This is a genomic window from Halomonas saccharevitans (assembly GCF_900116405.1).
Taxonomy (GTDB): Bacteria; Pseudomonadota; Gammaproteobacteria; order Pseudomonadales; family Halomonadaceae; genus Halomonas; species Halomonas saccharevitans.
Genome location: NZ_FPAQ01000033.1, coordinates 1 through 21,096, shown reverse-complemented (window position 1 = coordinate 21,096; position 21,096 = coordinate 1). Strand labels below are relative to the sequence as shown.

19 protein-coding genes and 1 pseudogene are annotated in these 21,096 nt (G+C 68.9%); 4 read left to right on the top strand and 16 right to left on the bottom strand.

Features of this window, described 5'->3' with window-relative positions:
• Positions 1-61: 61 nt before the first annotated feature.
• From tamB to BM388_RS13795, 3 genes are read right to left on the bottom strand one after another with little or no spacing between them, the layout of a single operon-like run.
• Complete coding sequence (gene tamB, locus BM388_RS13805) at positions 62-4,090, bottom strand: autotransporter assembly complex protein TamB (RefSeq protein WP_089851153.1); 4,029 nt, start codon at positions 4,088-4,090, stop codon at positions 62-64.
• A gap of 11 nt (positions 4,091-4,101) precedes the next feature.
• The gene (gene tamA / locus BM388_RS13800) at positions 4,102-5,949 is read right to left on the bottom strand and encodes an autotransporter assembly complex protein TamA (RefSeq protein WP_089851151.1); all 1,848 of its coding nucleotides are present in this window, start codon (positions 5,947-5,949) and stop codon (positions 4,102-4,104) included.
• A gap of 26 nt (positions 5,950-5,975) precedes the next feature.
• Positions 5,976-6,809, bottom strand: coding sequence for a hypothetical protein (locus tag BM388_RS13795; protein WP_089851148.1), 834 nt, complete (start codon positions 6,807-6,809; stop codon positions 5,976-5,978).
• A 245-nt stretch (positions 6,810-7,054) separates the two neighbouring features.
• On the opposite strand from BM388_RS13795, the gene BM388_RS13790 reads away from it, so the two are divergent.
• Positions 7,055-7,633: a superoxide dismutase gene (locus BM388_RS13790; RefSeq protein ID WP_089851146.1), complete on the top strand. Its 579-nt coding sequence runs from the start codon at positions 7,055-7,057 to the stop codon at positions 7,631-7,633.
• A 158-nt stretch (positions 7,634-7,791) separates the two neighbouring features.
• Here BM388_RS13790 and BM388_RS13785 read toward each other — a convergent pair whose 3' ends face one another.
• Both BM388_RS13785 and galU read right to left on the bottom strand, forming a co-directional pair.
• A complete protein-coding gene (locus BM388_RS13785; RefSeq protein WP_089851144.1) occupies positions 7,792-9,081 on the bottom strand; it encodes a nucleotide sugar dehydrogenase in 1,290 nt (429 codons plus the stop codon).
• Positions 9,082-9,085: 4 nt separating this feature from the next.
• Entirely contained in the window at positions 9,086-9,976 is an 891-nt protein-coding gene (galU, locus tag BM388_RS13780; protein ID WP_089851143.1) for a UTP--glucose-1-phosphate uridylyltransferase GalU, read from the bottom strand.
• Positions 9,977-10,115: 139 nt separating this feature from the next.
• Between galU and ubiG the strand changes: the two genes are divergently transcribed.
• Both ubiG and BM388_RS13770 read left to right on the top strand, forming a co-directional pair.
• Positions 10,116-10,841 carry a bifunctional 2-polyprenyl-6-hydroxyphenol methylase/3-demethylubiquinol 3-O-methyltransferase UbiG gene (ubiG, locus tag BM388_RS13775; RefSeq protein WP_089851141.1) on the top strand — a complete coding sequence of 242 codons (726 nt, stop codon included), beginning with the start codon at positions 10,116-10,118 and terminating at the stop codon, positions 10,839-10,841.
• Positions 10,841-11,515: an HAD-IA family hydrolase gene (locus BM388_RS13770; RefSeq protein ID WP_089851139.1), complete on the top strand. Its 675-nt coding sequence runs from the start codon at positions 10,841-10,843 to the stop codon at positions 11,513-11,515. Before ubiG ends, BM388_RS13770 begins: the two co-directional genes overlap by 1 nt.
• A gap of 105 nt (positions 11,516-11,620) precedes the next feature.
• Here the strand turns inward: BM388_RS13770 and BM388_RS13765 are convergent, their stop codons facing one another.
• The 11 genes from BM388_RS13765 to BM388_RS13715 all read right to left on the bottom strand — a co-directional run bounded on the left by BM388_RS13765 (position 11,621) and on the right by BM388_RS13715 (position 20,559).
• The gene (locus tag BM388_RS13765; protein WP_089851137.1) at positions 11,621-12,385 is read right to left on the bottom strand and encodes a YciK family oxidoreductase; all 765 of its coding nucleotides are present in this window, start codon (positions 12,383-12,385) and stop codon (positions 11,621-11,623) included.
• 16 nt (positions 12,386-12,401) lie between these two features.
• Positions 12,402-13,181: a tol-pal system protein YbgF gene (gene ybgF, locus BM388_RS13760; protein WP_089851135.1), complete on the bottom strand. Its 780-nt coding sequence runs from the start codon at positions 13,179-13,181 to the stop codon at positions 12,402-12,404.
• A gap of 29 nt (positions 13,182-13,210) precedes the next feature.
• A complete protein-coding gene (gene pal / locus BM388_RS13755) occupies positions 13,211-13,747 on the bottom strand; it encodes a peptidoglycan-associated lipoprotein Pal (RefSeq protein WP_089851133.1) in 537 nt (178 codons plus the stop codon).
• Positions 13,748-13,770: 23 nt separating this feature from the next.
• Positions 13,771-15,057 carry a Tol-Pal system beta propeller repeat protein TolB gene (tolB, locus tag BM388_RS13750; RefSeq protein ID WP_089851131.1) on the bottom strand — a complete coding sequence of 429 codons (1,287 nt, stop codon included), beginning with the start codon at positions 15,055-15,057 and terminating at the stop codon, positions 13,771-13,773.
• Positions 15,057-16,163 (bottom strand): cell envelope integrity protein TolA, encoded by a 1,107-nt coding sequence (gene tolA, locus BM388_RS13745; protein ID WP_089851129.1) that lies wholly within the window; start codon positions 16,161-16,163, stop codon positions 15,057-15,059. The genes tolB and tolA overlap by 1 nt, the downstream gene beginning before the upstream one ends.
• Before the next feature lie 9 nt (positions 16,164-16,172).
• A complete protein-coding gene (tolR, locus tag BM388_RS13740) occupies positions 16,173-16,613 on the bottom strand; it encodes a protein TolR (RefSeq protein ID WP_089851126.1) in 441 nt (146 codons plus the stop codon).
• Positions 16,614-16,626: 13 nt separating this feature from the next.
• On the bottom strand, positions 16,627-17,316 hold the full coding sequence (tolQ, locus tag BM388_RS13735) for a protein TolQ (protein WP_089851186.1): 690 nt from the start codon (positions 17,314-17,316) through the stop codon (positions 16,627-16,629).
• Positions 17,317-17,365: 49 nt separating this feature from the next.
• On the bottom strand, positions 17,366-18,388 hold the full coding sequence (ruvB, locus tag BM388_RS13730) for a Holliday junction branch migration DNA helicase RuvB (RefSeq protein ID WP_089851125.1): 1,023 nt from the start codon (positions 18,386-18,388) through the stop codon (positions 17,366-17,368).
• Between the two features lie 44 nt (positions 18,389-18,432).
• Entirely contained in the window at positions 18,433-19,047 is a 615-nt protein-coding gene (gene ruvA / locus BM388_RS13725) for a Holliday junction branch migration protein RuvA (RefSeq protein WP_089851123.1), read from the bottom strand.
• A gap of 141 nt (positions 19,048-19,188) precedes the next feature.
• Positions 19,189-19,728, bottom strand: coding sequence for a crossover junction endodeoxyribonuclease RuvC (ruvC, locus tag BM388_RS13720; RefSeq protein WP_089851121.1), 540 nt, complete (start codon positions 19,726-19,728; stop codon positions 19,189-19,191).
• A 78-nt stretch (positions 19,729-19,806) separates the two neighbouring features.
• A complete protein-coding gene (locus BM388_RS13715; RefSeq protein WP_089851119.1) occupies positions 19,807-20,559 on the bottom strand; it encodes a YebC/PmpR family DNA-binding transcriptional regulator in 753 nt (250 codons plus the stop codon).
• A 294-nt stretch (positions 20,560-20,853) separates the two neighbouring features.
• Between BM388_RS13715 and BM388_RS13710 the strand changes: the two are divergent.
• A pseudogene (locus BM388_RS13710) lies at positions 20,854-21,096 on the top strand (hypothetical protein); the annotation flags it as partial.

The following is a 21,096-nucleotide window of genomic DNA, read 5'->3' as shown; positions in this document are numbered from 1 at the left end:
CCCGCCGCCCTCGACGGGGCGAGGGCGGCGGGCACACTGGCATATCTGACGGGCGGTCCGGTCACGGCGACGGCGGATCACCCGGCAGGCTGAAGGTATAGATCAAGTCCACCGCCTGGGCGGCGCCGGACACCGCCTCGAGGTAGAGGTTGCGCCACAGCTGGTAGCGCAGGGAGAGCTCAGCGATGGGCGAGAACACTCCGACGCCATAGCCGATGCTCAGCCGGTCGGTCAGGTTACCGCTGACCACCACCTGACTTTCCTCACCGGCACCGGCGGTCGAAAGACTGAGATCCTCGATGCCGAAGGCCTCGCCGACGGCCCCGACAGCGTTACCGGTCTGGCCGATCGTCAGGCCGATCAGCGCCGAGGTCAGGGCGCCGTCGGTGCCTCCGCTGCTGTCGGGCGCGCGCCCACGCAACAGATAGGAGAGCGCCCTGCCCTCGTTCATCGCCGGCTCCGAGAAGATCTCCAGGCTCGGCGCCGACGCCTCGCCGCCCACCCGGAGTCCGGCGATCACGTCGTCCTCGGTGGCGGCCGGGTTGCGAATCGCCTCGAAGTCGAGCCGCGGCTGCCCCGGCGGTCCGCTGAAGAAGATGATCCCCTCGCGGATGATCAGGTCCTGGCCGTAGGCCTTGAAGCGGCCGTCGACCAGGCTGACATCACCGAACAGCTGGACCGGACCGTTCTGTTGGCGGACCTCGATGTTGCCCTCGAGTTCCGACTCCAGGCCATAGGCCTCGAGCTGCATGTCCGGGCCCAGTGACAGGGTGATCCGGATGTCGGTGGCCATGCCGGCCTCGGCCATGGCCTCGGCGGTGGATTCGCCGGGCTGGCGCTGCGACCTAGCCTCCGCCTCGGCTTCGGCGGCGCGCCGATCGTCCTGCTCGGTGATGATCACCTCGTCGGGGCTGGGTGCCTGCGCCGACTGGGGCACCTCGCCCACCTGTAGCCTCGCCCAGGGGATATCGACCGTACCGCGCACCTGGAGTCGCTCGGGATCGGCGCGCACGCGGAGATCCGGGGCGAGGCGCAGGCGACCGAAGCTCGGCAGGATCGCCAGCAGGGGATCATCGACCGCATTCAGGTCGATGGCCGCCTGCCAACCGCCCTCGGCCGGCCACTGGGCATTGCCGTCGATGGTGAGGCGGCCCTCTTCGGCGGCCAGGAAGCCGTCGAGATCGGCCCGGTCGCCGGCCAGATCGATGGTTAGCTCGCCGTCCTGCACCTCCAGGGGCAGATCCAGGCCGCCGGCCTGGAGCCCGCTCAGGGCGAGTCGGCCGTCCAGCCGCGGGGCCTCCTGGTTGCCGGCGATGCGGATATCGCCGTCCAGGCCGCCCTCGAGAGTCTCCAGGCCGGCGACCAGGGGGCGATACGGCGCCAGGCGCAGATTGTCGACGCGCAGCTGCCCGTCCAGGACGCCGTCGCCCAGCGGATCGATGATGCCCAGCGCCAGGCGCAGCTGCCCGGTGTCGGCCAGGCCGACGACGAGCTCGAGATCCGCCCGCGCTTCGCTTGCCTCCACCGCTACGTCAAGGCTGGTGCCGGGCACCGCCCAGGGCTGGCCATAGGCGTCTTCGCCGGTCACCTCGGCGCGGCTGTCGAGGTCGGCGTCGAGCCGCCAGCGCTTTCCCCCACCCGACCAGCCGGCGGAGAGGGTGCCGGCGCTCTCGCCGCCGATGCGCCACCCGGGCGGCATCAGGCTGTCGAGCATATCCATGGGCAGGTCGCGAATCTCGAGGGCGGCGCGCCCGGCCTCCGCCGAGGCCTCGAGCGGCTCGACCAGACAGACGTCACCGCCCTGGCGGCGACTCAGGCAGAACGGGGCCACCCGGGCCGCCCCCTCGGGCAGATTGGCCTCGAAGGCCAGCGCCTCGGCCAGGCGGACATCGCCGAACTCGCTGTCGAGCTCCAGCGGGGACAGGGTGCCCCGGTAGCGCTCGCGTGCGGCGTCCAGGCCACCCTCGAGGGTCAGGGCCAGCCGCGAGATCGGCAGGCCCTCGCCGCCGTCCATGGCCAGGCGCAGTCGATGCGCCGTCTGCCGTCCGTCGAGATCCAGCGTCAGCGCGGTGATCTGCTGCCCGCCGGCGGCGATATCACGAGCGTCCAGGGTCACGGCGAGTTCGGGATCGTCGAGGCCGGCGACGCTGGCCTCGAGATCCAGGCGCGACAGCCGGTTGTCGTTGAAGGCCAGCTCACGCCCGGTCAGGTCCAGCTCGAGCCGAGGCGCCTCGAGGCTGCCCCGGGCGATGAATTCGCCGTTCAGGACGCCGTCGAGGCCGGGATAGAGGCTATCCATGGCCGGCAGGGCGAGCTCGCCGCGCAGGTCCAGCGAAGACGGGCTGATCGACCCCGCGGCGCTGAGGCGATTGCTGCCCTGGCGGAAGTCGAGGGTGTCGAGCTTCCAGCGCATCTCGCTGTCGCCGGCGAGAACCGCCTCGAGGGAGAGCGGCCGATCGTCCAGCACGCCCTGTATGTCCAGGGACGGCACCTCGACTCGCCAGCCGTCGTCGTCCTGGGTGAAGCTCAGCTCGGCGCCGCCGCCCAGCCGTCCCTCGAGCCCTTCGACGACGTTGCCGGGATTGATCCCGTCCAGGGAGAGCGTGGCCGTGGCGCCGAGCCCCTCCTCCCAGTCGATTCGGCCGCGGCTGACGATCACGCCGCCCTGCTGGTTGACGGTCAGCGGCGTCCAGGCGAAGTGGCCGAGGCTGCCGGTGCCGGTCAGCGTGAGATCCATGGGCGGCAGCGACGGGCCCGCGGCGGACAGCGAGAGCTCGGTCCGATAGTCGATCAGGCTGCCGGCCAGGCGCAGCGAGAGATCCTCGGCCCGCCACGGCTCGGCGGGCGACGCGTCGCCGGCACCCTCCTGCGCCGGCGTCTGCTGATCCGGTGTCTGCACCTCGGCGGGCAGCGGCCACTGCAGGGTCTTGCTTTCAAGCGAGGCCTCGAAGGGCAATGTGGGGTCGAGGGCATCGAGTCGGGCGGTCAGCCGCGCCTCGACGGGGCCCTGCAGGGCCAGATCAACCTCCAGCTCGGCGAGACTCCCGGCGAGGTCGAGCTCGATGCGCTCGCCGGCCAGCGCCGGCATGCGCTCCGGCAGGTAGAGCTCGGCCCCCAGGCGCGCATGGAGGGGATAGTCGTCACGCAGCTCCAGCCTTGCCGTCAGCTCGGCATCGGCGTCGGGGCTTGCAATCGTCAGGGGATCGATCGCGATCTCGTGGCCCCGGGCGCTCAGGCGCAGCAGCAGGCGTTCCACGCCGGCCTCGACGGCACCCTCCACGGCAAAGTCCTCGATCAGCAGCTCCGGCACCTCCACCGCCAGGGGGAGGGTCACCTCGGGCAGCACGCGACGAGGCTGCTCCGCCAGCGGCAGGTTGGCCGCGCCTTTAAGCTCGGCGGCGGCCTCGGCGGGCAGCGGCGAGTTCACGGCGGTGGCGGCGTCGATGGCCTGGGCGGTGAGCCTCGGCCCTGCGTGCTCGGCCTCGCTCAGGGCGAGTCGCGTGCCCGCCGAGAGCGGCAGGGTCAGCCGGGTGCCGGCGAGCCGTGTGGGCAGCAGGGTCAGGGTGCCCTGCTCGGCGCGCAGCGCACTGGTGAAAGAGGCCCAGGCGAGCCGCGTGCCGTCGGCGAGGCGCAGGTCCACATCGTCAAGCGACAGCTCGCGCAGCTCGAACGGAAACGGCAGCTGAATCGGGCCGAGTGGTTCGCCAGCGGGGGCAGGCTCCTCGGGTGCCGCCACCGCGGCGGGTGCCGTCTCGGCCAGGCGAATGTCGGCGCCCTCCATGGCGAGGCGCTCGATGCAGAGCCGTCCCTCGAGCAGGCAGTCCTCTGACCAGGCGAGCTCCAGGCGCGACAGGGCGATTCGCGCCGGGCCCGCCTCCAGGCGCAGGTCCTCGAGCACCAGGCGATCCAGCGGCGCCCCCTCGACGCCGCCCAGCTCATAGAAGCCGCGCTTGGCACCCTGCTCGAGCAGTACGCCGGTGCCCCAGGGCGACAGGGCCAACCCGAGCAGCAGCAGCACGAGGCCTATCAGCCACAGGGGCAGGAGGATCAGCAGACGGGCCAGGGCCCAGGTCACGGCGCGCTTTCTCAAGACGTTGGCTCTCAGAATTCCGGTCCGATGGAGAAGTGGATACGAAAGGTATCCTCGATATCGAAGGGGTGCGCGACGTCGAAACGGATGGGGCCGACCGGCGAGATCCAGCGCACGCCGAGGCCCGCACCGGTCTTCAGCTCGCTTGGCCACCAGTCGTTGAACGCATCGCCGGTGTCGACGAAGGTCGCCAGCCACCACTTGCCGGCGACGCGCCGCTGGGCCTCGAGGCCCACGGTCAGCAGCTGCTCGCCGCCGATCAGATCGCCCTCCCGGTTCTCGGGGGCGATGCTCTCATAGGAGTAGCCGCGTATGCTGCGATCGCCGCCGGCGAAGAAGCGCAGCGACGGCGGGACGTCCGCGAAGTCATCGGTAGTGATGCTGCCGAACCCGACCCGGCCGACGAAACGATTGTCATCGCCCAGCGTGCGGATCCATTCGCTGTCGCCGGTGATCCGCAGGAACTCCGCCGCCGACCCCCAGACCTCGTTGGAGTACTCGAACGCCAGGAGCTGGCGATCTCCCCAGGTGGGGAAGGCGGGATTGCGGGTACGCGTGCGCGTCCAGCTGATGCCGGGATAGAGCAGCAGGACCTGGTTGGAGACGCCGGCCTGGGTGAAGTCCTCGTAGGTGCCCCGCAGGTAGAGTGACTGTTCCCAGTCGTTGTCGAATTTCCAGCGGCGGGCGAGCTCGACGGTGCTCTCGAGAGTACGGGTGTCCTCGCTGTCCTTGTTGCGCAGCCCGTACTGGAGGCGATAGCTGTCGCGCAGGGGATTCTCGAGAGGCATCGTATAGAGTCCCGAAAATCGCTGCTCCGGCCCTGAAAAATAGAGATCGTGGTCGAGGCCGTGACCGTAGCGATTGATCCAGGGCTGATCCCAGGCGAGGCGGACACGCGGGCCCACGTCGGTGGCAAAGCCCAGGCCGACCTCGAACTGGTGACGGTCAGCCGGCGTCACCGTGACATCGATCGGCGCCTCGGCGGGACGCTGGAGGGTGCTGGCCGCGACCAGCGCCTCGGCCTGGATGCGCGCCGGGGGGGGCGTCGGCTCGTGGCCTTCGAGATCCAGCGCCTGCCACCAGCCCGCCTCGGAGGCGGGAAGTGCCAGACGCTCCAGGTCGCGATCGAGGCGCGGACGCACGCTCAGCGAGGCGAACCACTCGGTCTGGCCCAGGCGCTCGTTGAGCCGAGCTACCTGGCTTGCCAGGTAGGGATCCCCACGCTCAAAGGTCGCCAGGTTCTTGAGCCGCTCGGGCTCGATGTGGTTTCCCTGGAACGTCACCTCGCCGAAGCGGTAGCGCGGGCCGCTGTCCAGTGCCAGATAGAGCCGGGCGCTCTGGGCATAGGGCCTCACCTCCATGCGTCGATCGGTGAAGGCCCAGTCGAAGTAGCCGCGCTGCAGGGCCAGGTTGGCCAGGGTGCTGCGCAGGCTGTCGAAGGGCGCGTGGCGCAGCCGATCCCCCTGGGAGAGAGGGAAGTCGTCGATGGCGTCGACGAAGGGAGGGTCATCGGCGGCGTCCCCGGTCACCGAGAGCTCAAGCACTTCGATACGTACCGACGCACCTGGATCGACGATGAGCGTCACCTCCTCGGGTGCCTCGGGGTCATCGAATCGTGTGCGGATATTGGGCGAATAGTAGCCGTAGACCCTGAGGGCCTCGCTGCTGCGCCGCAATACCTCGCTTTTCAGGCGCTCGGGACTGTACTGCTCGGCGTCGAGTTCATCGAGATAGAGGCGCACGTTTTCAGCCAGCTCTCCCTTGATGCCCTCTACCGTCGCCTCGAGGGCCTGAACGCCGGGCGCCAGGCCAAGACACAGCGTTGCTGCCGAGAGGCGAGTCCACACGCGATTGTCCATGAGCATCGATCCCTGGCCGGGGGATGTCACTGGCGCAGGGCCTCGAGTTGGGCGCTCAGGGCGAGCTGGGACTGTCGCAGCTCACGCAGCCCGGATGCCATCTCTTGAAGCCCGCTGTCCAGCGCTTCCATTCGTTGGCGAACATCATCGCGTGATCCGGTCACGGCTTCAACTTGCCCGCCGAGCTGCGTCAGCTGTGCTTCCAGGTTCTCCATCCGCCCCCGGAGCGCCTGCACGCCGTCGGACAGGGTCTGGCGACGCGCGGCCTGAGTCTCGCGAGCCTGCTCGATAGTCGCCAGCCGCTCGAGAAGCGCGGCGCGGCCCTCTTCGCCGGCACGCTCTAGGGCGTCCAGGGAGGTGCGGGTCGCGGCCAGGGTCGCGTCGCGGGTGGCGGCCTGCTCTTCAAGCGAGGCAAGGCGAGCCTGCTGGCGCTCGAGGCGCTCCTCCAGGGGGACCATCTGCTGCGCCCGCTCGGTCTCGCGTTGGGTCTCGAGTTCGCCCTTGAATTCCGACAGGCGACGGTCGAGGACCGCGTCGACCTCGGCCTCCAGGTTGGACAGCTCGTCCAGGCGCGACTGCAGCGCGGTGAGCGCCTCTCCCCTGCCCTGTTCGGCATCGAAGCGCGCATGCACGTTGGAGAGCTCGCCGCTGACCCGGGAAAGCTCGGCCTGCAGGCGAGCACGCTCCTGCCAGCCGGCCCAGGTAAGGGCCGCGCCGGCGGCGAGCAGCAGCAGGATCAGCAGCCACAGCGGCCAGACTCGCGGGGGAGCCGGATAGCGGGCTCGCGGCGCCGACAGGCTGGCATCCGGGTCCGGCACGATCGGCCGGGGGTGCCGGCGCTCATCCGGGTGCTCTGCCATGACGAACTCCTTCTCTCGGGGTGGTTGGTCGGGGTCGCCGGTTCCCGGGACACGCAATTGGCGGCCTCCGGGCCGGGTGCTATGATGCCGCGACAGCACCGACACATCGTCCTGATAGTGTAAGGTTTTTTGTCATCGGAACGCACGGCCCCCGGTCAACATCGACGGGCGAGCCTTGAATCCCGGCGTCCCGATGCCCACCATGGGGTGCTGTAACGACACCGCTGACGACAAGGAGAGACTCGATGGCATTTGAACTGCCCGCACTGCCGTACGACAAGAACGCTCTGGAACCGCACATCTCGGCCGAGACCCTCGAGTATCACTACGGCAAGCATCATCAGACCTACGTGAACAAGCTCAATGAGCTGACTGAAGGCACCGCCGAGGCGGACAAGTCTCTGGAAGAGATCATCCAGTCTTCCTCCGGCGGCCTGTTCAACCAGGCGGCGCAGGTCTGGAACCACACCTTCTACTGGCACTGCCTCTCTCCCAACGGCGGCGGCGAGCCGACCGGTGCACTGGCCGAGGCCATCAACGCCAAGTTCGGCTCCTTCGAGAAGTTCAAGGAGACCTTCAACGCCCAGGCGGCCGGCAACTTCGGTTCCGGCTGGACCTGGCTGATCAAGACCGATGACGGCGGCGTCGACATCGTCAACACCAGCAATGCCGATACCCCCATCGCCCATGGCCAGACCCCGCTGCTGACCATCGACGTGTGGGAGCATGCCTACTACATCGACTACCGCAACGCGCGTCCGAAGTACCTCGAGAACGTCTGGAGCGTGCTCAACTGGGACTTCGTCGCCCAGAACTTCAGCTAAGCCAGCACTTAAGCTGAGCCAAAGCTCCCATTACCTAGGAGCTTCGGCCATGGCTTAGGCGCCTCGGCGCCGCCTGCTGAATGACAACGGCCCCGCCTTTTGGCGGGGCCGTTGCGTTCAGGATCACTCGCTCATGGCGGACTCGACGCCAAGTTCCATCACGGGTCGGCGCGGCGGCCGATCCCGCGATAGTGCAGGCCACAGGCCGCGACATGGGCCGGATCATAGATGTTGCGACCATCGAGTAGCAGTTTCTCGCCAAGCAGGTCGGTGAGCCGCGGCCAGTCGGGGTTCCAGTAGGCCTTCCACTCGGTGACCAGCATCAGTGCATCGGCGCCCTCGCAGGCCGTCAGCGGGTCCTCCTCGAACACCTCGAGCAGCGGATGCTCGCCGACCTCGGCGAGCACCGCCGGAATCGCCGCGGGATCGTGCAGGCGCACCTTGACGCCCTGAGCCCAGAGGGCCCGCAGCAGCGTCAGCACCGGCGCCTGGTCGATGCGCGCCGTGCCGGGCTTGAAGGCCGCCCCCCAGATCGCCACGCTGCGCCCGCCGAGGCGGCCGTGGAAGTGCGACCACAGCTTGCGAAACAGCGTCTCTTTCTTGTGCTCGTTGATGTCGAGCACCTGATCGAGCAGCGCCGAATGACGCCCGCTCGCCGACTGGACATGGGCCAGGCGCATCAGGTCGCGGGAGAAATTGGGGCCGCCGAAGCCACAGCCGGGATACAGATATTCGTAGCCGATGCGCGAATCGGCGCCCATGCCCTGGCGCACGTGCTCCACGTCCACGCCCAGGCTGTCGGCGAGCCCGGCGATCTCGTTCATATAGCTGATGCGGGTGGCGAGCATGCCGTTGATGGCGAGCTTGGTGAGCTCCGCGGCGCGCCGCGGCATGCGCTGGATCACCTCGCGCCGACGGTTGAAGGCGCGCAGCAGTTCTCGCACCTGGCGTCCCGCCCGATCATCGTCACAGCCGAGCAGCCAGCGCGAGGGCCGGGTGAAGGTCTCCCAGGCACGCCCCTCCTCGAGCAGGTCGGCCAGCGCCACCGCTCGGCAGCCGGCCAGGCGCGCTTCCAGCTGCTCGGTCTCGCCGACCGGGAAGGTGGAGTTGTTGATCAGTACGGCCCCGGGGCACAGACTCGCCATCCGTCGCTCGACGCACTCGGCGGCGTCCCGGCGCTGATCGGGAGAGACGGCGAGCCACATCACATCGAACGGCTCGTCGTCGACGTCATGGTCATCCTGGGACAGTATCCGCAGGCTGCCGTGGGTCATGCCTTCCTCGAGTCGGCCCATCAGCTCGGGCTCGCCCGACAGCCAGCGGCTTTGTGACAGAGTCGGCCAGTCGGCCGAGGCATGGGGCAGCCAGGCCACGCGGTGGCCCACCCAGGAGAGCGCGGCCGCCGCGGTGGCCGCGGCCAGCTCGCTGCCGTGGATCAGTACCCGCATCGGTTCACTCCCCGTCCGCGTAGCGCGAGAGCAGCTCGCAGAAACCCTTCCCGTAGCGGGGATGGCGACGGCCATAGGCGAGAATTGCCTCCAGATACCCCAGCTGATGGCCGCAGTCGTAGGTCTTGCCCTGCATGCGAAAGGCGTCGACGCCCTTCTCGCGGCGCAGGGTCTCGATGGCGTCGGTCAACTGGATCTCGTTGCCGGCGCCGGGCGGCGTGTCGGCGAGCAGGGGGAAGATGCGCCCGGGCAGCACGTAGCGTCCGATCACCGCGAGATCGGAGGGTGCCTCGTCCACCGGCGGCTTCTCGACCACCCCCGCGATCGGCCGCGACTCGCCGGGCCCCGGCAGCTCGCCGCCGGTATCGACGATGCCGTACTTGTGGACCAGCTCGTGGGGCACCTCCTCGACCATCAGCTGGCTGTGCCCGGTGGCCTCGAAGGAGGCGATCATGCCGGCCAGGTCGTTGCGCACCAGGCCCTCGCCGTCCACCAGCACGTCGGGCAGGAGCACCGCGAAGGGCTCGTCATCGCCCACCACCGGGCGGGCGCAGAGCACGGCGTGGCCGAGGCCCAGCGGCTCGGGCTGGCGCACGCTGATGATGTTGACGTCAGCGGGCACGATGGAGCGCAGCTCCTCGAGCAGCTCGGTCTTGCCCTTGGCCTCGAGGCTCGCCTCGAGCTCGAAGTGCTTGTCGAAGTGGTTCTCGATGGCGCTCTTGGTGCCATGGGTGACCAGCACGATATCGCGAATTCCCGCGGCCACGGCCTCCTGGACGACATACTGGATCACCGGTCGATCGACGATGGTGATCATCTCCTTGGGAATGGCCTTGGAGGCCGGGAGACAGCGCGTGCCGAATCCGGCAACGGGAAGAACGGCCTTGTGGATCATGGTACGGTCCCTGTCACGGTTGGGGGTGGCCCGCCGGAAAGCGTGGGAATGCCCTCCGGGGAGCGGGTACAATGAGCATGATACCGAACCCAGGCCGGCCTGACAGCGTGTCGGGTGGGCGATACCAGGGAGAGAGCAGATGAGTGCAAGCCACCCGCAAGCGGGCAACGTCGATCAGGCAGAGATCGCCAAGTTCGAGGCCCTGGCCGACCGCTGGTGGGATCCGCACGGCGAGTTCAAGCCGCTCCACGATATCAATCCCCTGCGGCTGGACTTCATCGATGCCCGGTCGGGGCTGGCCGGACGGCGCGTGCTGGACGTCGGTTGCGGCGGCGGCATCCTCGCCGAGGCCATGGCCCACAGGGGCGCCGAGGTCACCGGCATCGATTTGGGCGAGGCGCCGCTGGCCGTGGCTCGCCTGCATGCCCGGGATCAGGGCGTCAGCGTCGACTACCGCCATATCAGCGCCGAGGCGATGGCAGAGGCACACCCCGGCGAGTTCGAGGTGGTCACCTGCCTGGAGATGCTCGAGCACGTGCCCGACCCGGCCTCGGTGGTGCGCGCTTGCGCGTCCCTGGTAAAGCCCGGCGGCCAGGTGTTCTTCTCGACCCTGAATCGCACGCCCAAGGCCTATGCCCTGGCGGTGGTCGGCGCCGAGTACGTGATGCGCATGCTGCCTCGCGGCACCCATGACTACAGCCGCTTCATCCGCCCGTCGGAGCTGGCCGGCTGGTGCCGCGAGGCGGGCCTGACGGTGCGCGAGCAGAACGGCCTGGTCTACCATCCGCTCACCCGCCACTTCTCCCTCTCGGAGCGCGATGTCTCGGTCAACTACCTGATGCACTGCCGGCGGGAGGTGAGCTGATGCCTCCGTCGCGGCCCGAGGCCCTGCTCTTCGACCTGGACGGTACCCTGGTGGATACCGCGCCGGACCTGGCGCGGGCCACCAATGCCCTGCGCGACCATCACGGCCTGCCCGCCCTGCCCTATGCGCTGATCCGCGCCCAGGTCTCCAACGGCGGCAGCGCCCTGGTGACCCTGGCGCTGGGCCTCGAGAAGCAGGCCCCGGGCCATGACGCGGCCCGTACCTTCCTGCTCGAGGCCTACGGCCAGTCGGTGGCCGAGGAGAGCCGCGTCTTTCCGCCGCTGGACCGACTGCTGGACGTCTGGAGCGCAAATGAGGGACGCTGGGGCATCGTCACCAACAAGCCCCGCGCCTACGCCGCTCCCCTGGTCGAGGCTCTCGGGCTCGCGCCCGGGGTGCTGCTCTGCGCCGACGACCTGCCGGTCAAGAAGCCCGATCCCGCACCGCTGCACGAGGCGGCGCGACGCCTGAGCGCGCCCCCAGCGGACTGCTGGTACATCGGCGATCACCTGCGCGACATGCAGGCGGCTCGAGCGGCGGGCATGGCCGCCGTGGCGGTGGGCTACGGCTATATCGAGGAAGAGGACGACTATCGCCGCTGGCCGGCCGATCTCTGGTTCGAGACCGCCGAGGCGCTGGTCGCCGCGTTGCTGGAGGGAGAGCCAGAAGGCTAGCACGACCCACGCTCCCCAGAAGCCATGAAGCCCTCATGCCGTTCAAGGCGTGAGGGCTTCTTTATGCAGCCTCGCTGTTCAGACCCTGCCGTTAGGGTGGCCCCCTCAGGAACCCTTGGGCGGCTGGGCGTCGAACGGCTCGCCGTTGTGACCCCGGCTCTCAGGGCCCATCAGCCACAGATAGGTAGGCATGATCGCCTCGGGGGTGCGCAGGGCCTGGGCGTCCTCGCCAGGATAGGCGGCCTTGCGCATGGCGGTGCGCGTGGCGCCGGGATTGAGGCTGTTGACGCGCAGCGTGCCCAGGTGCTCGACCTCGTCGGCCAGTACCTGGACGAAGCCCTCGGTGGCGAACTTGGAGACCGAGTAGGCGCCCCAGTAGGCCCGGCCGCGGCGGCCCACGCTGGACGAGGTGAATACCACCGAGGCGTCCGGCGAGCTCTTGAGCAGCGGCAAGAGCGCCTGGGTCATCCAGATCGGCCCGTTGATGTTGACCTGCATCACCTGTTCCCAGAGCTCGGGATTGTACTGCTCGAAGGGGGTGATGCGGCCGAGCATGCCGGCGTTGTGCAGGATGCCATCCAGGCGACCGAACTCCTTGTCCAGGGTCTCGGCCATGTCGTGGTAGTCCTTGAGCACGGCGCCCTCGAGATTGAGGGGGAAGATCGCCGGCTGGGGGCCGCCGGCGGCCTCGATCTCGTCGTAGACCTTCTCGAGCTTGGCGATGGTACGCCCGAGCAGGATCACGGTGGCGCCGTGACCGGCAAAGGCCAGCGCCGCGGCGCGACCGATGCCGTCGCCGGCCCCGGTGACCAGGATGATGCGGCCGTCGAGCAGGTCGGCCGCGGGCTGGTAGTCGATCTTGCAGGTCATGTCGGTTCCTCGATCCTCAGTTGCCCGCCTGGCGCAGGAAGTCATCGGCCAGTCCGGCGGCGCTGCTGTCGGGATGCTCCTCGCGCACCCGCTCGAGCAGGGCTCGACTCTCTTCCGGTTGTCCGCGGCGCGCCTCGAGCAGGCCCAGCTTGTAGAGCGCGTCCGGCACCTTGCTGCTCTCCGGGAAGTCATCGAGGACGCGCTGGAAGGCCGTCTCGGCCTCCTCGAGGTTGGACTCGGCCGAGTGCAGCTCGCCCAGCCAGTAGTAGGCGTTGGCGGTCAGGCGGCTGTCGGGATGCTGGCCGACGAAGGCCTCGAAGGCGGCAATCGCCTCGCCGAACTCGCGGGCCTGGACGTGCGCGAAGGCGGCCTGATAGGCCTGCTGGGTATCGGCATCGTCGCCGCTCGGCGAAGGGCTCTTGGCCACCTCGCGGGCGCTCTGCTCGTCCACGGGCGCCGTGGCCTGATCGACGCCGCTGCTTGCCGCCATCAGGCGATCCTCGATGTCCAGGTACTGCTGGCGAGTCTGGCGGCGCAGCTGTTCGAGCTGATGGCGAAGCTCCTCCACCTGCCCGCGCAGCTGGCGGATCTCTTCCTGGTGCTTCTGCACCTGGTTGAAGATCACCAGGCTGCCCCCGGCCTCCTCGCGCGTCGCTGTCTGGCTGTAGAAGCCCCCTCCCCGGTTGCTCTCGGTAAGGTCCTCGACCACCGGCTGCTGCGCCAGAGCCGGCGCCGCGACGGTCAGCGGGAGCACCAGGGCTCCCGCGCCGCACAGTCTCTTCAGACCGTGTCTCATGACGTTCTCCCTCGTCGTGTGGGCCCGGCTCAGTAGGCGAAGACCACCCGACGGTTCTGGGCGTAGGCCTGCTCGTTGGCGCCGCGCGCGGCCGGCCGCTCCTCGCCGTAGCTGACCACCTCGATCTGGGAGGGGGAGACGCCCTGCACGTTGAGGTAGCGCTCGACGGAGCCGGCACGGCGCTCGCCCAGCGCCAGGTTGTACTCGCGGGTACCGCGCTCGTCGGTGTGGCCCTGCAGGATCACGGTGGCGCTGGGGTTGGCGCGCAGGAAGCGTGCGTGGGCGGTCAGCACCGGCTCGAACTCGCTGCGGATGGTGTCGCTGTCGTACTCGAAGTAGATGGTGCGGGTCGCCGGGATACGGCCGTCCGCGTCGGTCATCTGACCGGCCCGGTCGCCGTTGACGCCGCGACCATCGGTGGTACCGGTGGTGACGCCGCCGCGGTCGCCGCCGGCGAGGCCGCCGTCCATGTCGCCGTCCTGGCTGCCGCCCGTGCTGGAACAACCGGCCACGACGGCCAGGGAAAGAGCGATGGCCAGGGTTCTGGCGTGGGACTTGAGCTGCATCGTGAAACTCCTTTTGGGGGACATCAGTTCAGAAACGGGGACCACGCGGGTTCGCGGACATCACCCTGTGCTGCCGGCAGCCGGAAGGAGGCGCGTCCGTCGGCGGACACGCCGCCCAGCACGCCGTTGCCGCCCTGCTGGGTGGCGAAGATTACCATGGTGCCGTTGGGCGCGACACTGGGTGATTCGTCCTGCCGCGAGTCGGTCAGTGCCACCAGGCGGCCGCTCTCCAGGTCCTGGCGAGCGACCTGATAGCCGTTGCTGCCGCGGTGGATCAAAAAGATCGCCTCGCCGTCCGGGGCGAAGCGGGCCCGGGCGTTGTAGCTGCCGGTGAAGGTGATGCGCTCGGCCTTGCCGCTGCCGAGCTCGAGGCGATAGATCTGGGGGCCACCGCTGCGATCCGAGGTGAACACCAGGCTCCGGCCGTCCGGCGACCAGGCGGGCTCGGTCTCGATGCTGGAGTCGGTGGTGATCCGCTCGATATTGCGCGAGCCGATGTCCATCACGTAGATGTCGGGCTGGCCGTCCTTGGAGAGCGACATCGCCAGGCGCCGGCCGTCGGGGGACCAGGTCGGGGCGCTGTTCAGGCCCTCGAAGGAGGTGGCCCGCACGCGCTTGCCGGAGGCGATGTCCTGGAGGTAGATGGCCGGGCGTCCGGTCTCGAAGGAGACGTAGGCCAGCTTGCCGGCGTCCGGGGACCAGGCCGGCGACATGATCGGCTCATCGGAGGCCAGGATCTGCTGGCTGTTGCGGCCGTCGGCGTCGGCCACGTGCAGCGCATACTGGGTGCGATCGCCCAGGCCCGTGGAGGTCACGTAGGCGATGCGGGTCGAGAAGGCGCCGCGAATGTCGGTGATCTCCTCGAAGATCTGGTCGCTGATGTAGTGGGCAGCGTCGCGAAGCCCCTGGCGCCCGGCGGTCACGGTCTCGCCGAGCATCCGACTGCCGCCGCTGACGTCGAGCAGCTCGTAGCCGATCCGGACGTTCTCACCCTCGCGGCTGACCCGTCCCACTACCAGGTAGCGGACGTCCAGGGCGCTCCACTCGCCGTAGCTGACCTCCTCGCTTGAGGCGGGGCGCGCGAACATGGCGCTGCGCTCGAGGGGCTCGAAGTAGCCGCTGCGCTCGAGATCATCGGCGACGATCTGCGCGATGTCCTGGGGCAGGTCGTCGCCGTCGGCCAGCGGCACCACGGCGATGGGCGTGGCCCGGTCGCTGCCCCGGGTGATCTCGATGGTCAGGTCGGCCTGGGCCAGGCTGGTGAACAGCATCAGCATGGCGGCAAGCCAGGTAGTCTTCAGAATCTTCATCAGCGGATATCCCCCGGTCTGAATCGCAGATTGAATTGACGGTAGTCGCGTTGCACCGCTGTCGGCAACTGGCGAAGCTCGGCGAAGGGGGCGGCGGCCTCCACGGCCTGAATCGCGGAACGATCGAAGGCCCCGTCACCACTGCTCTGACCGATGGAGGCGGCGAACAGCTCCCCCGACGGCCCCAGCCGCACCGTGACCTGGGCTGCGGCGCCGGCCGGGACATTGGGCGGAATCACCCAGGCCTGCTCCACCGCGCGGCGTACCAGGGTGATGAAGCTGTTGGCGGCCTCGGTCGCCTGGCGGGCGTTGGCGACATTGTCGCTCTCGCCCTCGATGGCACGATCCAGTCCCTGGCTGGCCGCCTCGGCGGCGCGCCGCGCGGCCTCCTCGGCCTGACGCTTTCGTTCGGCTTCCGCCTCGGCCTGGCGCTTGCGCTCGGCCTCCGCCTCGGCCTGGCGCTTTCGTTCGGCCTCCGCCTCGGCCTCGCGCTTTCGTTCGGCCTCGCGCTTTCGTTCGGCCTCCGCATCGGCCTGACGCTGTCGTTCGGCCTCCGCCTCGGCCTGACGCTGTCGTTCGGCCTCCGCCTCGGCCTCGCGCTTTCGTTCGGCCTCTGCCTCAGCCTGGCGTATGCGTTCGGCTTCCGCCTCGGCCTGGCGGCGACGCTCGGCCTGGGCCTCGCGTTCGCGGGCTTGCTCCTCCGCCTTGGCGGCGCGGCGTGCGGCTTCCTCTTCCGCCTCGCGGCGGGCGGCCTCGCGAGCCTCCGCTTCAGCCTGGCGCTGTGCTTCGGCTTCGGCCTCTGCCTGGCGGGCGGCCTCCTCTTCCACTTCCTCGGCCTGGCGAGCCGCCTCCTGTTCGGCGCGTGCGGCTTCTTCTTCCTCCTCGGCCTGGCGAGCGTCGGCCCGGGCCCGTGCCTCTTCGGCGCGCTGGGCCTGGTCGGTGGTGGTCTCGGTGCTCACCAGAGTCGCCTGGACGATGCTGGTGCTCGGCGGCGCGACCTCCTCGTCGGGAAAGCGCAGCACGCTGGCCACCAGTATCGCCAGGTGCAGCCCGATGGCGAGCAGCAGCGGCAGGCCATAGCCCACGCGTCGGTCTTGTCTGGCCATGGGCGCTCCTCAACGATCCCCGGGGGGCGGTTCGGAGATCAGCCCGACGTTGCTCACCCCGGCCGTCTGCAGGGTGCTCATCAGGGTCACCACCTGGCCGTAGGGCACATTGCGATCGCCGCGTACCATCACCGGGGTGCCCGGCTGGCGGTCGAGCAGGATGATCACACGCTCGCTGACCTCGTCCAGGCTGACCGGCGACTCGTCGCCGCCCAGCGAGATGAAGTACTGGCCGTCCTTGTCCACCGAGACGACGATAGGGTCGCGATCCTCGGTCTCCTCGATGGGCTCGGAGGTGACCTGCGGCAGCTCGACCTGCACGCCCTGGGTGAGCATGGGGGCGGTGATCATGAAGATCACCAGCAGCACCAGCATGACGTCGATGAACGGCACGACGTTGATCTCGCCCATGGGGCGGCGGCGCCCGCTTCGATTGAAGGGTCCCTGCATGATCGCCTCTCCCTCAGTCAGCGCCGGCGTCGGTCCGGCCCTGCAGGTTGCGGTGCAGGATGGAGTGGAACTCCTCGGCGAAGTCCTCGTACTTGCCCAGCAGGCGGCCGGACTCGGCCGAGAGACGGTTGTAGAAGATCACCGCGGGAATGGCGGCGAACAGGCCCATGGCGGTAGCGATCAGCGCCTCGGCGATCCAGGGTGCCACGGTGGCAAGCGTGGCCTGCTGGGCCAGGGAGAGCGACTGGAAGGAGCCCATGATGCCCCAGACGGTACCGAACAGCCCGATATAGGGGCTCGCCGAGGCGACGGTGGCCAGGAAAACCAGGTGCAGGTTGAGGCGGTCCTCCTCGCGGGACCAGGCCACCCGCATGCTGCGCTGGACGCCCTCGAGGATCGCCTGGGGGCTGCGCGTCTTGGCCATCAGGCGGTTGAACTCGCGAAAGCCCGAGCGGAAGACGTGCTCGGCGCCCTGGGTCTCCTGCTCGGCCGGCGTCTCGCGGTAGAGCTCGTTGAGGTCGACGCCGGACCAGAAGCGGTCCTCGAAGCGACGGTGCGCCTTGCGGGCCCGGCGCATCACGAAGGTGCGCTGGAAGATCACCACCCAGGAGAGCAGCGAGCCAATCATCAGGATCAGCATCACCGCCTGCACCACGCCGCTGGCGTTCATGATCAGGTGGGGAATGGACAGGGAGTCGTTCACGGGCATCCTCGTCGGTCTTGGTCGGTCAGGAATGGGAAAGAAAGGAGCGCTACTCGGGCGACCGTTCGTGGGGCGCCAGGTCGAAATGGGCCCAGGCCTGGCGGGTCACCACCCGTCCCCGGGCGGTGCGCATCATCAGGCCTTGCTGGATCAGGTAGGGTTCGATCACGTCCTCGATGGTGTCGCGCTCCTCGCCGATGGCCGCGGCCAGGGAGTCGATGCCCACCGGGCCACCGTCGAACTTCTCGATCATCGCCAGCAGCAGGCGACGGTCCATGTGATCGAGGCCATGGTGATCGACGTGCAGCATGTTCAGTGCCAGGTCGGCGATCTCGGCATCGACCCGCCCCTCGGCGCGCACCTGGGCGAAGTCGCGCACGCGACGCAGCAGCCGGTTGGCGATGCGTGGGGTGCCGCGAGACCTCCTCGCGACCTCCCGGGCACCCTCGCGATCGCTCTCGACGCCCAGCAGGTGCGACGAGCGGGCGACGATCTCGGTCAGCTCGTCGATGCTGTAGAACTCCAGGCGCTGCACGATGCCGAAGCGGTCGCGCAGCGGCGAGGTCAGCAGGCCCGCCCGGGTGGTCGCTCCCACCAGGGTGAAGGGCGGCAGGTCGAGCTTGATCGAGCGCGCCGCCGGCCCCTCGCCGATGACGATATCGAGCTGGAAGTCTTCCATGGCGGGATAGAGGATCTCTTCGACCACCGGCGAGAGGCGATGAATCTCATCGATGAACAGCACGTCGCCGGGCTGCAGGTTGGTGAGCATGGCGGCGAGATCGCCGGCCCGCTCAAGCACCGGCCCCGAGGTCGACTTGAGTCCCACGCCCATCTCGGCGGCGATGATGTTGGCGAGCGTCGTCTTGCCAAGCCCCGGCGGGCCGAACACCAGGGTATGGTCGAGGCTCTCCTCGCGACCGCGGGCGGCGCTGATGAAGATGTCGAGCTGCTCGCGCACCCGGGGCTGGCCGATGTAGTCGGCCAGGCGCTTGGGGCGGATGGCGTGGTCGGCGCTGCCCTCGCCTTCGCCCTCCCGGGCGTCAGCGGCGATCAGGCGGTCACTCTCGAGCATGGCGGCCATCCGGTGTCAGGTGGAGAAACGACGTGGGCATCGGCTCACCCCGCCAGGCGACGGCTCAGCGCCGCCTTGATCATGGCCTCGGTGGACTCGGCCTCCTCGAGGCCGACCAGCATGCGGGCGGCCTCGGCAGGCTTGTAGCCCAGGCTGACCAGCGCCGCCTCGGCGTCGGCGACGGGATCCGCCGCGGCGGCCGGCGCGGTGCCTGGTGTGCCCTCCAGGCCCACGGCCAGCTCGCCGGGCTGCTGCCAGTGGGGGAAGCGGTCGCGCATCTCGATGATCAGCCGCTCGGCGGTCTTCTTGCCGACCCCCGGCAGGCGCGTCAGCGCCTTGGCGTCATCGTCCATCACGCAGCGAATGAAGGCCTCCTCGTCCATGCCGGAGAGGATGCCGAGGGCGAGCTTCGGGCCGATGCCGTTGACCTTGATCAGGGCGCGGAACAGCGCGCGCTCCTGCTCGCGGGCGAAGCCATAGAGCAGGTGGGCGTCATCGCGGATGGTCAGATGGGTATAGAGTGATACCGGCTCACCGGTGCCGGGCATGGCCACCAGGGTGGTCATGGAGGCTTCCAGTTCGTAGCCAACGCCGGCCACGTCCACCACCATCCAGGGGGGCTGTTTCTCGAGCAGGGTGCCTCGCAGGCGTCCGATCATGGAAATGTGCTGTCCCTTAGGGTTGGAGTCCTGGGCGGCCCGGGGGCCGTCACCGGGCCACTATACTGTTTGCCCGGGCGCCGTGCCAGCCCGCGAGAACAGCGTTCGACAAGGCACGGGCGTCGCTCTCTGGCGACTCGCTCAGGGGCGAAAATCCCGCCAGGTGTTCGCCTTGCGGCGGCTGCGATGGCCGCCGAAGCTGCCCTTGTTGAGCAGCCCCAGCCGCGCATGGGCATGTGTCAGGGCGATGGCCAGAGCGTCGGCGGCATCGGCCTGGGGGGTGGCCGAGAGCCCGAGGATCGCCGTCACCATGTGCTGCACCTGGGCCTTGTCGGCGGCGCCACCGCCGGTGACGGCCTGCTTGATCTGTCGCGGGCCGTACTCGCTGACCGGTAGGCCGTGGTTGGCGGCGCAGACGATCGCCGAGCCCCGGGCCTGGCCGAGCTTGAGGGCGGAGTCGGCATTCTTCGACATGAACACCTGCTCGATGGCGAATTCGCCGGGGACGTGCACGGCAATCAGCTCGCTGATCCCGGCGTAGACCTGGGCCAGCCGCTGAGCCAGGTCGTCGGCCTGGATGCGGATGCAGCCGCTGGCCACGTAGCGCGGCGTGGGGGTGGAAACGTCCAGCACCCCATAGCCGGTGATCCGCGAGCCGGGATCGATGCCCAGTATCAACATGGCGCGACTGCTGCGGCTGATGAGTGCGTCATGGCCGTCAGCATGTGCGTCGAACCGAGCGCGCGTCGATGGCCGCTCTCACTCCTGAAGCTCGTCCATGATGGCATCGTCGAAGTCCGCATTGGTGTAAACATTCTGCACATCGTCCAGATCCTCGAGCCAATCGACCAGCGCAACGATGCGTCGTCCCAGGTCAACATCGTCGATGCGGGTGTAAACGTCCGGGAACAGCCCGACGTCGCTGGCCTCGGGGGCAATAGCCGCCTCGACCAGGGCGTCCTTGACCGCACCGAAGCGCTCCGGGGTGGTCACCACCTCGAGCCGGCCGTCCTCGAGGGTCTCGATCTCCTCGGGCTCGGCGGCGAGCGTGGCCTCCATGGCGGTCTCCTCCGAGACGCCTTCCGGCAGTGTCAGGCGGCCCTGCTTGTGAAACAGGAAGGCCACCGATCCGGAAGTGCCGAGGTTACCGCCGTGCTTGTTGAAGGCATGTCGCACCTCGGAGACAGTCCGGTTGCGATTATCGGTCATCGCCTCGACCAGCACCGCGACGCCCTCGGGGCCGTAGCCCTCGTAGACGACCTCTTCCATATCATCGCCATCGGTGTTGCCGGCGCCGCGATCCACCGCCCGCTGGACGGTGTCCTTGGGCATGTTGCTGGCCAGCGCCTTGTCGATGGCGGCGCGCAGGCGCGGGTTATCCTCGGGCTCGCCCCCGCCCTGGCGGGCGGCGACCGTGAGCTCGCGGATCAGCTTGTTGAAGACCTTGCCCCGCTTGGCGTCCTGGGCCGCCTTGCGGTGCTTGATGTTGGACCATTTGCTATGGCCGGCCATGACAACCTCCTCTGGTAGCTATCTCTGCTCGAGGCTGTGCCGGCGACAGGGCCCGAAGTGTCGGACCATCGAGGAGGCGCTGTAAACCCGTCCCTGGGCGCTACCGACGCCCTGCTGCGCTCTCGTGTCCCACTTCGCTTGCAGGTCCGGTGCTGGCCATCCCTGGCCAGCCCGTTCGGAGCAATGCTCCTCACCCCTGGCGTAGACATGATGGATTGACCTGCCCCTCCTCAACGTCGTGGGTTACGTTGAGGTTGGGCAACAACACAGAGCCACTATTGAGGGAGGCAGGTCATGACACAGTCTAACGCAACTCAGCAGGTCGTTGTGGAGCGCACTGCCGCCGAGCGGCTCAGCGCCGCCAGCGACGTCCATGCCGCCTATATCGGGCTGGATGTGCATAAGGCCAGCATTGCGGTATCCATCGCCGAGGCGGGACGGCATGAGCCGGAGTTTCGTGGTGAGATCGCCAATGAGCCCACGGCCATCGACACGCTGATCCGCCAGCTGAGCCAGCGCTTCGCGGGGCAGCCTCTG

What these genes read in the sequence shown, in the direction of transcription:
- BM388_RS13790 (WP_089851146.1), top strand. Translation starts at nt 7,055, where the DNA reads ATGGCATTTGAACTGCCCGCACTGCCGTACGACAAGAACGCTCTGGAA.
- BM388_RS13795 (WP_089851148.1), bottom strand. Translation starts at nt 6,809, where the DNA reads ATGGCAGAGCACCCGGATGAGCGCCGGCACCCCCGGCCGATCGTGCCG.
- tolR (WP_089851126.1), bottom strand. Translation starts at nt 16,613, where the DNA reads ATGCAGGGACCCTTCAATCGAAGCGGGCGCCGCCGCCCCATGGGCGAG.
- ruvA (WP_089851123.1), bottom strand. Translation starts at nt 19,047, where the DNA reads ATGATCGGACGCCTGCGAGGCACCCTGCTCGAGAAACAGCCCCCCTGG.
- tolB (WP_089851131.1), bottom strand. Translation starts at nt 15,057, where the DNA reads ATGAAGATTCTGAAGACTACCTGGCTTGCCGCCATGCTGATGCTGTTC.
- tamA (WP_089851151.1), bottom strand. Translation starts at nt 5,949, where the DNA reads ATGGACAATCGCGTGTGGACTCGCCTCTCGGCAGCAACGCTGTGTCTT.
- pal (WP_089851133.1), bottom strand. Translation starts at nt 13,747, where the DNA reads ATGCAGCTCAAGTCCCACGCCAGAACCCTGGCCATCGCTCTTTCCCTG.
- BM388_RS13770 (WP_089851139.1), top strand. Translation starts at nt 10,841, where the DNA reads ATGCCTCCGTCGCGGCCCGAGGCCCTGCTCTTCGACCTGGACGGTACC.
- ruvB (WP_089851125.1), bottom strand. Translation starts at nt 18,388, where the DNA reads ATGCTCGAGAGTGACCGCCTGATCGCCGCTGACGCCCGGGAGGGCGAA.
- ubiG (WP_089851141.1), top strand. Translation starts at nt 10,116, where the DNA reads ATGAGTGCAAGCCACCCGCAAGCGGGCAACGTCGATCAGGCAGAGATC.
- ruvC (WP_089851121.1), bottom strand. Translation starts at nt 19,728, where the DNA reads ATGTTGATACTGGGCATCGATCCCGGCTCGCGGATCACCGGCTATGGG.
- BM388_RS13765 (WP_089851137.1), bottom strand. Translation starts at nt 12,385, where the DNA reads ATGACCTGCAAGATCGACTACCAGCCCGCGGCCGACCTGCTCGACGGC.
- ybgF (WP_089851135.1), bottom strand. Translation starts at nt 13,181, where the DNA reads ATGAGACACGGTCTGAAGAGACTGTGCGGCGCGGGAGCCCTGGTGCTC.
- BM388_RS13715 (WP_089851119.1), bottom strand. Translation starts at nt 20,559, where the DNA reads ATGGCCGGCCATAGCAAATGGTCCAACATCAAGCACCGCAAGGCGGCC.
- tolA (WP_089851129.1), bottom strand. Translation starts at nt 16,163, where the DNA reads ATGGCCAGACAAGACCGACGCGTGGGCTATGGCCTGCCGCTGCTGCTC.
- BM388_RS13785 (WP_089851144.1), bottom strand. Translation starts at nt 9,081, where the DNA reads ATGCGGGTACTGATCCACGGCAGCGAGCTGGCCGCGGCCACCGCGGCG.
- galU (WP_089851143.1), bottom strand. Translation starts at nt 9,976, where the DNA reads ATGATCCACAAGGCCGTTCTTCCCGTTGCCGGATTCGGCACGCGCTGT.